Source organism: Flaviaesturariibacter aridisoli (genome assembly GCF_004343705.1).
GTDB classification, from domain to species: Bacteria; Bacteroidota; Bacteroidia; order Chitinophagales; family Chitinophagaceae; genus Flavisolibacter; species Flavisolibacter aridisoli.
Genome location: NZ_SKFH01000008.1, coordinates 129,880 through 142,731, shown reverse-complemented (window position 1 = coordinate 142,731; position 12,852 = coordinate 129,880). Strand labels below are relative to the sequence as shown.

Sequence of the window (12,852 nt, the reverse complement as noted above, 5' to 3'; positions counted from 1 at the left end):
GTCTGCACGGCCGAAGGCGTGCCCACCGTCTGGCTGAAGGGGTTCAGCGAGCCGTTGCTGATGAGCGTCGGCGTGCCCGAGGTGATGCCCGTTACCGGAACGTTCACCGTAGTGGCACCGCTGCTCGTGTGGCCGATGTTGCCGCTGTAGGAGCCCGATACCGGCGCATTGAGGCGCACGGTGATCGTGGTGCTGGCAACCGATCCCGAAACAGGGGTCAGCGTCAGCGGGCTGCTGCTGGTAAACCAGGTAGTGCCGCCGTCTGCGGAGATCTCGAAGTCGGCCGGGGGCGCGATCACCAGGTCGGTAGTCAGGTTGAGGCCCCGCACCGTATAGGTCTGCGTGGCCGAAGGAGAGCCAAGGGTTTGCGAGAAGGGCCCCATACTGCTCGTGGTCACGATCGTGGGAATGGCGGCGGTGGTACCGCTGACGGCCACGTTGGCGTTGGTGCCGGCGGCGACCGTGTTGCGCACGTTGCCCGAGTAAGCTCCTACGGCCGGGGCGTTGAGACGCACCTGCACCGTACGGCTGGCAATGATGCCGGACACCGGTTCGATCACGATCGGGGTAACGCTGTTGTACCAGGTGTTGCCGTCGAGCGACACTTCGTAATTCGCAGGGGCCAGCACCAGCAGCGCGGTGGTCATGTTCGTAGCCGACAGCGTATAGCTCTGCGGGGTTGAAGGAATACCAAGCGTCTGCGTGAACGCCGGAAGGGTGGCGGGGTTTGCCGTGATAACCGGCGGGTGGATGGACGTATCGATGGGAACGCCTTTCACGATGGCGTCTTTCACCAGCGCGTAGCGGCCGGCCGTCGAAGAAGAGCAGCTGAAGTAAATGCGGATCGTCAGCGAGTCGCCGGGCTCCACCGTCACACCGGTCGTGCCGTTCAGTGCCAGGCGGTAGTTATCGGTCGGCCCGGAGGTCTGGTTGTTCAGCAGGATGGGGTTGGTAAACGGTCCCGGGTTGGTGCTGACGTTGGCCGAGTCGGTTGCGAACCCTGTCTTTGACCAGACCACACCGAGCTTGGTGCTGCTGGACGAGTTGTAGAACGCGGACGTAATGATAAAGGAATCGACAACGAGGCGGTGCGTCGTGTTGGCTTTCACCACGAACTGCTCGTAGAAGGTGCGGTTGAGGTTACCGCCGGGGCCGCCGCCCGCGGTGGACCAGAGGCCATCGCCGCCGGGGGTGGCGCTGAGCGCCTGACCGCGCTGCACGCTGTAGGGCGGAACCACGGCAACGGTGGTGCCGTTGGAGGGAACCAGCTTACCGAAGCGCGTCGTGCTCGGGGCAACAGCTACCGATCGAACGTTAGCGGAGTCGGTATTGTTCTGCGTCATCGGCCACCACTGCAGCACTTGCTCGGTCACGGGCACGATGATCGCGGTGTTGCCGGTCACGGGCACGTTCACCGAAGTGGCGCCGGGGCTGCTCAGCACGATGTCGCCCGACCAGGCACCCAGCGAGGGCGAATTGAGGCGCACGCTGATCGGCGTGGCGGCGATAGCACCCGACGTAGCCGTCAGCACCAGCGGGTTGCTGCTGTTGAACCAGGTAGCGCCGTTGCTCGACACTTCGTAGTTGGCCGGCGGCGTGATGGTCAGGTCGTCGGTAAGGTTGGCGGCCGAAACAGAAACCGACTGCACCGCCGAGGGCGTACCGATGTTCTGCGTGAAGGGCGTCAGGGCGCCGGCTACGTTGATGGTCTGCACGTTGGAGATCGTCACCGTATCGGTCGTATGCGAGGCGAAGCCGGGCTTCGAAGCAATGAGGTAATAGTAATAAGCAGTGCCCGAGGTCGGCAGCGCGTCGGTGTATTGGAAGTAATACAGCGTGTCGTTGGGATTCACACGGGTATCGACCACGCTGTAGCCGCCGTTGCGGGTCGTGGAACGATACAGCTCGTAGGTGATGCCTGGCTGGTTCCAGGAAATGTTCCAGTCGATCGAAGCGGTGTTGGCGCCCTTGGAGCCGCGGAAGTTCGATACGGCGATCGGCGAAGCCTGGTAGGTGCACATCTGCGCGGTAACGGCGCAGGGATCCCAGGTGCCGAAGAGTGCGGCATTGGTGTAGCCGGCGGCCTGTGCGGCGCTGAGCTGCTGCGACCACGATACGCGGCTGGCTGTGTTCACGGTGGCCCCGGTGAAGTCCTTGCTGGCATACTCACCGTAATCGATACCGGCGGTGTTGGTGGTGGCATCCCAGGTCACCCACCCTTCCGGCGCGATGGAATAGCCCATGGTGCTGTTGAGGAAGGTGGTGCGGTTGTTCAGCACCAGCGGCGAAGCCGTCGTGGTGTTCTGCCAGGGACGGCCCAGGAAATAGGTCGTGGCCGCGTTGTCGGCGATGCGGGTGTTGCGGAACACGAGACCGTAGTTCTGGCCCGTGGGTGTGTTGGCGGCCGTGATAAAGGAGTTGCCCGAAGCGGTACGCGCCTTGGGAAAGATGGTGCAGGAGTCGAACAGGGCAATGGCCGATCCGAAGATAAAATCCACGTTTCCGTCGATATAGCACTTGTTGAAATAAGCGCGCGGGTTGCCGGCACCTTTCAGGTACAGCGTATCCTGGTTGCCGAGGAAGCGGCAGTTCTTGAAGGCCGCCTTGTCGTTGTTCACGAGTACGGCCACGGCCTGCGAGCCATCGCCGAAGAAGTTAGCGAAGGTGATGTTCATCGCCGAGAAGTCAGTGGCGTTAACCGTCAGGCTCGCCGAGCCCGAGGTGCCGAGCACGGTGGCGGGGTCATCGTAATACAGGATCACGTTAGCGACGCTCTCCCCTACCAGCTGGACGAAGGGCTTGCCCGAAGGAATGACGATCTTCTCGCGGTAGCGGCCGTTCTTGATGTAGATCACGTAGGGCGTGGTGGCCGTGGGCGCGCCGGCGCCGGTGGGATAGGCATCGATGGCAGCTTGCACGGTGCTGTAGTTGCCGGTGCCGTCTTTGGCAACGGTTACCGATACGCCCGCAGGCGCTGCTACGGCGATTCCGTCTACCGAAATATTCTGCGTGATGGAAGAAGTCGTGCTCGCGATCGTGCCCGAATAGAAGCCGGCGGCTGCGGCGTTCATCCGTACATATACGGTCGACGTCGACAGGTTTCCGTTCAAGACGGGGATCGTGGCAGTGCCGTTCCAGGTGCTGGCATTAGCCGATACCTGGAAGTTGGCGGGCGCCGTCACGGTCACATCCGAGGTCAGGTTGGTGCCGCTCAGGCTGAAGGTCTTGAAGGCCGAGGCGCTGCCTACGGTCTGGGCGAAGCCGGTGAGGTTGCCCGATACCGAGAAGGAAGGTGCCGTGGTGATGCTGTTCAGGTAGTTTTCGAGGTTGGTGTAGCCATTGGCCGCCACCACGCCGCGGTCGGCGGCGGAAGCTGCGTTGAGGCCGTTGGCGTTTTCGTAGCTGTCGGGCATGCCGTCGCCGTCGGTATCGGCCGGTGCGGTACCCGAAGAGAGGCCGGGCCAGGCGCCGGTGGTCGTAGCATAGGGCGTATTGTGCGGGTAGCCTCCCTGCACGTCGATGATGCGGCCGGTACGGTTCATCACGTCGTTCACAATGCGCTGGTCGAGCGTGTCGCGGGCGGGCAGCGTAGCACCGGCCTGCTGCAGCACGAGGCTGTAGGCCGAAGCGGCGTCCTGCGTGGTCACGGGCACGATGCTGAAGGGCGTCGTCACCTTGGCGAGCGTCGTATCGGCAGCGGTGCCGCCGTCCATCGTCACGCCGCGCCAGTTGTTGGCGGTGTTGGTGGTGGAGCCGTCCACATAGTTGCCGTTAATATAGTATTTACCGTAGGGGATGGCGGGGCCGCTGTTCTGCTTATAAGGATTGGCCACGCGGAACTTCACGCCGCTGTTGGTGGAAGGACCGTACTTGTAATAGTTGTTGACGATGTTGTAGTTACCGCCTTCGCCGCCGTACACGTTGTTGGTGCCCCAGTTGTAGATTACGTTGTTCACGAAGTCTACGTTCTCGAGGCCCGGGGTGTTGGGCGACAGGTTGCGCACGCCGTCGAAGCGGGGCGTGCGGCTGTAGCAGTGTGCATAGAGGTTGTGGTGCACGGACATCTTCTTACCACCCTGGATGCCGCCGTAGCCGTGGTTTTCGACGCCCGAACCTTCGTTGTGATAGGAGTAGTTGAGCGGCTCGGTGATGAAGTTCCACTGCAGCGTGGTGCTGTCGCCGCTGTAGATCGACAGCGCCTCGTCGGCCGACCAGCTGACGGAGCAGTGGTCGATGATCACGTTCTTGTAGCTGTTGCCGTTGGTGCCGAGGGCATCGTCGTTGCCGTTGTTGGCCGCGCTGTTCTTGTCGCCGAGGCGGAAGCGCAGGTGCCGCACAATTACGTTGTTGCCGGCAATCAGCACGGGCTGGTCGGCGATGCAGATGCCACCGCCGGGAGCCGTCTGGCCCGCCAGCGTCACGTTTGATTTGATCGAGAGCGGGCTGTTCAGGTGAATGGTGCCCGCCACGCGAAATACGATCGTGCGGTAGGGTGCCGAAGCCTGGCTTGCTTCGAGGGCGGCGCGCAGCGAGCCGGCGCCGTTGTCGTTCAGGTTGGTCACCGCAAACACGGTAGTCAGCGTGCTGCTGGTGCCCCGCCCGCCCGAGGCAAAGCGGCCGGCGCCTTCAGCGCCGGGAAAAGCCGGCTGCTGCGCCTGTACGGCGGAGACGCCCAGCAGGCAGCCAAACAAGAGGGCCGCCGTACGCCGGGTGCGATTCAGGAAAGCAAGTGTAGCATTGGTTTGCATAGATGCAGATTGTGCGTGAGAAATCATTTTTTCGGGTCAACAGGTTTGCGGATGTGCTGGGCGAGGCCGAGGTTCAGCTCGCGCACTCCCTGCAGTATGATCTGGGCCACCTTGCGGGCGCCCAGCTCGTTGAAATGCGTGTTGTCAATTTTTCCTTCGGGATAATTGGGATGCTCGCCCTTCTCGAGCTGCAGGAACAGCAGCTTCGAGCCTTCGGTTCCGAACTGCTGGTACAGCTCCTTCGTTCGGGCATCGGCCTCAATGACCGGCACGTTGAGCGCTTCGGCCACTTCCTTCACCAGCGGGGCATACTCCGCGTGGGTTTCCACGGCGGCGCCCTTGTCGTCGAACTTGCGGCGCGACACCGGAGTGAGCAGAACGGGGATCGCTTTTTTAGCCCGCGTCTCGGTCACGAAGCGTTCCAGGTTGGCCTTGTATTGCTCGGGGGTCGTGTAACGGTCGGTCTTTTCTTTCGACTCGTCGTTGTGGCCAAACTGTATAAATACGTAATCGCCTTCCTGCAGGTTGTCGGCAACGGGTTGCCACAGGCCTTCGGAAATAAAGGTGCGGGTGCTGCGGCCGTTCTTTGCGCGGTTGTCTACTTCCACCGTGGAGTCGAAGAAGTAGGCGAAGGGCATCCCCCACCCCGTTTCGGGATAGGCGCGCACTTCCTTGTTGGCGCAGGTAGAATCACCAATCAGGTAAACCTTGGTCTTGCGCGGCGGAAGGGCGAAGGCCAGCAGGAGTGCCGAGCAAAGCAGGAGTGTCACACGTTTCATACAGCAGGAGCGCAAGCGCTTAGTATCCGGGGTTTTGAGTCATCAGGGGGTTGGCGTCGCGGGCGGCCTGCGGGATCGGCAGCAGCTCCGACCGGCCAGGGGTGAAACCGAGCGCGTAGCGGGCGAGCGCAGTTGTGCCAATGGCGTTGATGGGCGTCGACGAAGTCGGTGCCACCACCCAGTTGACCGCCGTGGTGCCCGCGGGGGCCGAGGTCGGCGAAGCGCCGTAGTACGAGTTGGCAAAGATCGAAGCGTCATCGGCAGTTGCGCCGTTGCGGTAATACATCCGTGCGGGCAGGTTGTTGTACGGCGCCTGCGCCTTCGACATCAGATCGAGCGCGGTCTTCGTCTCCTGGATCTTCGTGCCCAACAGGTTCCAGCGGAGGAGGTCGAACTTGCGCACGCCCTCGCCACCCAGCTCCAGCGAGCGTTCTTTAACGATGGCGTCGAAGAAAGCATTCTTGCCCAGGCCGGCGGGCAGGTCCACGCTGGGGTCGGGAGTGCTCACCGGCTTGCCGAAGCCGCGGCGGCGCACCATATTCAGCGCGTTGTAAGCGGCGGCGGTGGGGCCGTTGTTCAGTTCGTTCTCCGCTTCGGCAAACATCAGCAGCACGTCGGCATAGCGCAGGATCTGCCACTTCAGGCTGAAGTACTGGGCCTGGCTCGTAGCTGCGATGACCGGGTTGATCCAGTCGCGGCGGTACTTGCCGTCATTGATGGCGGTGATGGCCTGGCCGGTTTTCGACACGCCGTCGGCACCTACAATGTAGGGCGCAATGGTCACGTCGCGGCGCAGGTCGGAAGGATCGAATGCATAGAGGAACGTCGGAAGGATGTTGATGGCGCGGTTGCCGAAACCGTTCACCGTGGGGCCGTTGTAATAACCCAGCTTGGTGTCTTCGGCGCCGCTGAGCCCAATGCCGCTGGCCTGGAACATGAGTTCCCCCTGGGGGTCCACCGATACGCGGGCGCCCACCTGGTTTTTCCAGAGGTCGCGGAAGCTCGGGTTGAGGGCGTGCTGGCCCGACTGCATAATGTCATTCGCCTCGTCGCGGGCTACCTGATAGTAGGTTGTGTAGTCGGCGCGGCGCTCCATCTGGCGGCTGGCGCGCAGCGAGTAGCCGCCGCGAAAGAGGGCGATGCGGGCGCGCAGGCCTTTCACGGTACCCTTGGTGATGCGCTCGTTGGGGGCGTCGCCAATGCTGGCCACCTCGTTGCGCCAGGGCACGAGGCTTTCCGCGGTGAGCAGGTCAGCGAGAATGTGGTTGTAAAGTGTATCGCGGTCTGCGCGGGTCGTGTTGGGGTTGTCGGTCACCTCGTTCTTGGCCGAAGTGAAGTGCGCGGGCAGGTCGCCCCAGTTGCGGATCGCTTCGAAGTAAAACTGCGCGCGGAGCGTCAGTGCCTCGCCGTACATGCGGCGCAGCTGCGCCTTTTCCTGCTCGGTACCGCCCGTATACTTCGCCATCTGCGGGATGTTGTCGATGCATTGGTTGGCAAACTCGATGCCCTGGAACAGCTGGTTGAAGGGGCCGGAGAGCTGCGCGTTGCCGGCGGTAGCCTGGTAGCGCGCGATGTCGCGGCGGTCGTTGTCGCTGGTTCCTACGTTACCCGTGGGCCCCTGCGTTTCGTCGTTGTCCACGGTGTAGTAAAGGCTCAGGCGGATGCCGTAGCCGTTGTCGCCTACGAGGCGGCTGTAGGCGCCCATCAGCGCGCCATAAGCACCCGGCACATCGTTGAATACCGTCTCGGTGCTCAGCTCCGTGATGGGGCGTTGATCCAAATATTTCTTGCAACCCGCGAGTCCGAGGCCGAGGAAGGCGGTCGATACCAGGAGGAGCTTGGGGGAAAACTTCGTCTTCATATAGCTAGAGTCAGCGTGATTTTAGAAAGATGCGTTGATACCGAAGATGTAGCTGCGGCTCTTCGGGTAGGCCGAGTAGTCGAGACCGGGCGTGAGGCCGTTGTTGCGCACGCTCACCTCCGGATCGTAACCGGTATAGTTGGTGATGATCGCCAGGTTGTTGCCGGTAAAGTAGAACCGCAGCTTCTTGATAAAGGCGTCGCGCAGCGGCACCGAGTAGCCGAGGGTCACGTTGTTGAGACGCAGGAAGGAGCCGTCCTCGATCGCCCAGGAGTGCGGGTAGAAGGCGCCCGTGCCTTTCAACGGCTGCCAGATGGTGGCGTTGGCGTTGAGGCGCGACAATTCTTCGGGCGACACACCGAGCACTACCTGCTGGGCCGTGCCGGCGATGGTGCGGGTTTCTACCCACTGTGCCGTCTGGCCGTTGGGCAGCACCACCTTCCAGCGGTCGGCCATCATCGCCAGCATGTTGGCGTTGTTGGCGTAGCCGTTGGTGAACTCGATCTTGTTGGCATTGTATACGTCGTTGCCTACCGAGAAGTTGACGAAGATGCTCGCATCCCAGTTCTTGTAGGTAAACTGCTGGTTGAGGCCGCCCGTGAACTTGGGGTTCGGGTTGCCGATGATCTGGCGGTCGTTGTCCAGGTCGATTTTGCCGTCGCCATTGAGGTCCTTGAACTTGATGGAGCCGGGCTGGGCAACGCCGGTGACACCGCCGCTGTTCACCACACCAGGCTTCAGCGTATAGATGTGCGTGGCGGGATCCCAGTTGAAATCATTGGTGGTGTAGAAGCCGTCCGTTACGAGTCCGTACATGGAGCCGACGGGCTCACCGATGCGCACGAGGTAGTCGGTGGGCTGGCCCGAAACGCCCCAGCTGGCGGCGGGGAAGAACTGCGTCTGGCCGGGCGCGAGCTCGTCCACGCGGTTCTTGTTGAACGAGATGTTGAAGTTGGCATTCCAGCTGAACGCCTTGTTCTTCACGATCTGCGCGCCGAGCTGGATCTCCACGCCCTTGTTGGTGGTGGCGCCGATGTTCTGCTGCTGTCCGCTGTAACCCCAGGTCGGGTCGATCTGGCGGAAGAGGAGCAGCTTGTCGGACGTATTGTAGTAATAGTCAACACTCAGGTTGAATCGATTGCGGGCGAAAGCGATGTCGAGACCCACGTTGCGGTTCACGGTCGATTCCCACTGCAGGTCTTCGTTGGGCAGGTATACCGGGTAGGTGCCGTACACCGGCTGTCCGTTCACCCCGTAGTAATACGTACCGTTGTTGCTGTAGATGGAAAGGAACTGGTAGTTGTCGATGCGGTTGTTGCCGATCTTACCGTAGCTGAGGCGCAGCTTCAGGTCGCTGATGGCGCGCACGTTCTTCAGGAACTGCTCCTTGCTGAGGCGCCAGGCGAACGAGCCCGAAGGGAAGTAGCCCGTGCGCTTGCCGGCGCCGAACTTGGAAGAGGCGTCCGCGCGCAGGTTGGCGCTGAACAGGAACTTGTCCTTGTAACCGTAGCCCACGTGGCCGAACAGGGAAAACAGCGTGGCGCGTGTTTCCTGGAAGCGGGGGTAGCCTGCGAACGGCTCGCCCTTATCGGTGTTCTTGAAGGCGTCGTTGTAGGCGGTACCGTTGGCGTAGTTGCGAAACAGGTTGCGGTGGGCTTCGAAGCGCTCGTCCACGGTTTCTTCACCGATCATGAAGTCGAGGTCGTGCTTCTTCTTCAGTCCCTTGAGGGTGTAGATGAGCACGTTCGAATTCGTCATCGTGGTGCGGTAGGTGGTATCGAGGCCGGCCACCGGCTTGCGGCTGCCCTGGATGATGGACAGGTTGCTCAGCGAGTCGCTGAACTGGCGGTCGATCACTCCGTTGCGGTCGTAGCCGAATACGGAGCGGAAGGTGAGGTTCTTGGTGATGTTGAAGGTCAGCGTGGCCGTGGCGTTCTTGTTTTCCGTCGTCTTGCGGCGGTATTCGGCGTTGGCAAGCAGCAGCGGGTTGGTCAGCGTCAGGTTGTTGCCCACATTGGGATCGGCCAGCGGATCCTGCTCGTCTTCGGTCATGCCGTCCGATAGGAAGGGACGGTACTTGACGGCGTTGCGGAGGCGGTTGTAAGCCGAGCCCGATTCCGAGGAAACACCCGCGCCGCGTACGTTCTGGAGCGAGTAGCGGCCGCTGAGACCGAAGCGGAGGAAGGAAGTGATCTTGTAATCGCCCTTCAGATTCACCAGGTGGCGGTTGAAATCGGACTTGCGCACTACGGCTTTGTCGCCGTTGAAGGTGTACCCGAAGTTGTAGGTCACCTTGTTGTTGCCGCCCGACAGGTTCACGTTCGAAGTCGTCTGATAGCCGGTGTTGCCGAACACTTCTTTCTGCCAGTCCTTAGCACCAACGCCGCGGTACTGCCCGATCTTATCCCAGGCGCCGAAGTTGGTCACGAAGTTGTTGCTGTCGGTGCTGGAGCCGCGCGAGCGCTCCGACTGGTAGTACACGTAGTCGTAGGGGCTCATCACCTCGAGTTCTTTGGCGAGCTTTTTCACACCATAGAAAGTGTTGAAGCCCACTACGGCGCGGCCGGCGCGGCCGCCCTTGGTGGTGATGATGATCACGCCATTGGCGCCGCGCGAGCCATAGATGGCAGTGGCGGCGGCGTCTTTCAGCACGTCGATCGACTGGATGTCCTGCGGCGAGATCGTCGACAGGGCATTTTCTACCGGCACGCCGTCGATGATATACAGCGGCGAGTTGTCGCCGGTGATCGACATGCCACCGCGTACGCGGATGCGCACCTGGGCGTCGGGCGAGCCTTCGGCCGTGGTAGCCGTAACGCCGGCGAGGCGGCCGTTGAGGGCTTCGGCCGCGGAATTCAAAGGAATATCTTTCAGGTCGCGGGCGCCTACCGACGACACGGAGGCCGACAGGTCGCGGCGCTGCACGGTGCGGTAGCCCACCACCACCACATCGGTGAGGGTGGTCGACGAAGTGGTCAGTGCGATCTCAAGGCTGGTGCGACCGCCAACGTTGATCTCCTGGCGGTTGTAGCCCACCGAGGTGAACACCAGCACGGCGCCCTTGTCGGGCACCTCGATGCTGAACTGTCCTTTGTTGTCGGTTTGCAGGGTGCGCTTCGTACCCTTCAGGGTAACGGTAACGCCGGCAAGTGCCTCGCGCGTGCTGTCGGTCAGCACGCGGCCGCTGACGGTACGGGTCTGGCTCCAGGCCATCAGCGCAAACAGGCAGCAGAATACGGAGAGAAAGAATTTTGCTTTCATAAGCAAGCTTGTGGTATCGTTTACATGAGGAGACCGGGCAATCGTGAAGGGGCGGATCATAGCGGTCCCAAACTACTTCCCCTAGCAAGTCTAATTACATAATCCGGGTGGGCAAGCGGCGCAAACCTATTTTTTTACGCAATCGTTGTCGGTAACGTTTGCAGCAGCGCCTCCCGAAAAACCCCTGTGCACGGGCGTTCCGAATGCCTATTTTGCATCGACCCGCCAAAAGGGTCCCGCAATATGAAATTCCTCCACGCCGTCCACCCGCGCGATTTTCGTCAATATAATACCGAACAAATACGGGAACAGTTCCTTTTAGACGGACTGACCCGTCCCGGCGACCAACGCGCGGTATACACCCATTACGACCGTATGATCGTGGGTGCCGCCGTGCCCACCGCCGCGCCCCTCCCCCTCGAGGCGCACCCGGAGCTCCGCGCCGCCTTCTTCCTCGAGCGCCGCGAGATCGGCATCCTCAACATCGCCGCCGGTACCGGCATCGTGGAGGCCGACGGCGAACGCTTCCGCCTCGAAAAGCTCGACTGCCTCTACTTGGGCATGGGCTCGCGCGACGTGCGCTTCCTTTCCGAAGACGCCGCCACGCCCGCGCGCTTCGTCTACTTCTCGGCGCCGGCGCACCATACCTACCCGGCCCGCCTGATGCGCCCCGCCGAAGCGCTGCCCGCCGAGCTGGGCGCCCCCGAAACGAGCAACCAGCGCACCATCAACAAATACATCCACGCCGACGGTATCCAGAGCTGCCAGCTGGTGCTGGGTGTCACCAACTTCAAGCCCGGCTCGATCTGGAACACAATGCCCGCCCACACCCACGGCCGCCGCATGGAGGCCTACTTCTACTTCGACCTGCCCGAAGACCAGCGCATCGTGCACCTGATGGGCGAGCCGCAGGAAACGCGGCACCTCCTCGTCCGCAACGAAGAAGGCATCGTGTCGCCGCCCTGGAGCATCCACAGCGGCGTGGGCACCGCGGCCTACTCCTTCATCTGGGCGATGGCCGGCGAGAACAAGGCCTTCACCGACATGGACCCGGTGCCGCTCGGCGAGCTTCGCTAAAAAGGAAAAGACCGCAAAAGCGGTCTTTTTTGTTTTTCGAACACACACACAGATATTTTTGATTTCGGATTCCGGGTTTCAGATTTGAATCGTAAGTCCGGAATCTGAGATCTGAAATCAGAAAGTGGGGCAGCGCAGGTAGCGGTTGTCTTCACCTTTATTGAAGATGAGGCTCAGCGACACCTCGAAGCTGTTCGTTTTGGCCACGTTTTTACCGATGTCGGATGCGTTGACGTCGTAGCTGGCGCCGATCTTGAAGTTGCCGTACTGAAGCCCCGCGAACGGCACAAAGGCGTCGTTGACACGGTAGCTCGCGCCTCCCAGCAACGACACGTCGTCGCTCACGCGGTGGCGCACGTTGAGGCCCAGCACCTGCTCTTCGGCCGTGCCCTGGCGGAGGTACAGCACCGACGGCGTTACGACCGTGAACTCCGACACATTGATACCCAGCGACACGTGGCCCGTGAGGCGCATCGGCATCTTCGTCTTCTCCGAGCGGCTCACGAAGTATTCTTCCGGCGAGGTCAGGTGGTGCACCGCGAAGCCGATATACGGGTTGATCTTCTTGTCTTCGGTCAGGTCCATGTACATCACGCCCGCGCTTGCGTCGAACACCGACGAGCTGTTGGCCGTCAGCAGGTCCGCGCTGGGGATCGTGGAGTTATAGCCCGTGAGGTTGCTCCACTGGTCTTCGGTCTGGAACTTCGACGCATCGAATCGGCGGCTGATGAAGCCGGCCTGAAGGCCGAAAGAAAGCACCTTGTAGCCGTCGGGATCGAAGGTCACGCCATTGTAGGCGAAGGAAGCGTTCACCTGCTGGTAGGTATAGCCCGTGCCGGTAGTTTGCTGGAAGGCGTTGACACCCAAAGCCACGTTGCGGTTGGTGTTGGCCTCCGCGGAAAAACCCACGGTTTTGAAGCCGCCGGCCATCGACTGCCACTGGCTGCGGAAGACGCCCGACACGCGGTAGGTGCCGTCGAAAGCGCCGGTGAAAGCGGGGTTCACCCATCCGGGAAACACGAAGAACTGCGAGAAGTGCGGGTCTACCTGGCCCTGCGCATTTTGCGACAGCGCCAGCGCCAGAATGCCCATAGCAAAGAATCGTTTCATACTCATACCGTTTGTC

6 protein-coding genes are annotated in these 12,852 nt (G+C 61.6%); 1 reads left to right on the top strand and 5 read right to left on the bottom strand.

Annotated elements, in window-relative coordinates; all coding sequences use genetic code 11:
* The 4 genes from E0486_RS18795 to E0486_RS07410 form a co-directional block, all read right to left on the bottom strand.
* Positions 1-4,748, bottom strand: a 4,748-nt coding sequence (locus tag E0486_RS18795; RefSeq protein ID WP_165917234.1) for a pectinesterase family protein, incomplete at its 3' end; no start/stop codon positions are given.
* 23 nt (positions 4,749-4,771) lie between these two features.
* Complete coding sequence (locus E0486_RS07420; RefSeq protein WP_131851519.1) at positions 4,772-5,527, bottom strand: rhamnogalacturonan acetylesterase; 756 nt, start codon at positions 5,525-5,527, stop codon at positions 4,772-4,774.
* Positions 5,528-5,546: 19 nt separating this feature from the next.
* Entirely contained in the window at positions 5,547-7,388 is a 1,842-nt protein-coding gene (locus E0486_RS07415) for a RagB/SusD family nutrient uptake outer membrane protein (protein WP_131851518.1), read from the bottom strand.
* A 21-nt stretch (positions 7,389-7,409) separates the two neighbouring features.
* Positions 7,410-10,649: a SusC/RagA family TonB-linked outer membrane protein gene (locus tag E0486_RS07410; RefSeq protein ID WP_165917233.1), complete on the bottom strand. Its 3,240-nt coding sequence runs from the start codon at positions 10,647-10,649 to the stop codon at positions 7,410-7,412.
* A 243-nt stretch (positions 10,650-10,892) separates the two neighbouring features.
* On the opposite strand from E0486_RS07410, the gene kduI reads away from it, so the two are divergent.
* Positions 10,893-11,726: a 5-dehydro-4-deoxy-D-glucuronate isomerase gene (kduI, locus tag E0486_RS07405; RefSeq protein ID WP_131851516.1), complete on the top strand. Its 834-nt coding sequence runs from the start codon at positions 10,893-10,895 to the stop codon at positions 11,724-11,726.
* A gap of 117 nt (positions 11,727-11,843) precedes the next feature.
* Here kduI and E0486_RS07400 read toward each other — a convergent pair whose 3' ends face one another.
* Positions 11,844-12,836 (bottom strand): PorP/SprF family type IX secretion system membrane protein, encoded by a 993-nt coding sequence (locus E0486_RS07400; protein ID WP_165917232.1) that lies wholly within the window; start codon positions 12,834-12,836, stop codon positions 11,844-11,846.
* Positions 12,837-12,852 lie beyond the last annotated feature (16 nt).

What these genes read in the sequence shown, in the direction of transcription:
- E0486_RS07420 (WP_131851519.1), bottom strand. Translation starts at nt 5,527, where the DNA reads ATGAAACGTGTGACACTCCTGCTTTGCTCGGCACTCCTGCTGGCCTTC.
- E0486_RS07415 (WP_131851518.1), bottom strand. Translation starts at nt 7,388, where the DNA reads ATGAAGACGAAGTTTTCCCCCAAGCTCCTCCTGGTATCGACCGCCTTC.
- E0486_RS07410 (WP_165917233.1), bottom strand. Translation starts at nt 10,649, where the DNA reads ATGAAAGCAAAATTCTTTCTCTCCGTATTCTGCTGCCTGTTTGCGCTG.
- kduI (WP_131851516.1), top strand. Translation starts at nt 10,893, where the DNA reads ATGAAATTCCTCCACGCCGTCCACCCGCGCGATTTTCGTCAATATAAT.
- E0486_RS07400 (WP_165917232.1), bottom strand. Translation starts at nt 12,836, where the DNA reads ATGAAACGATTCTTTGCTATGGGCATTCTGGCGCTGGCGCTGTCGCAA.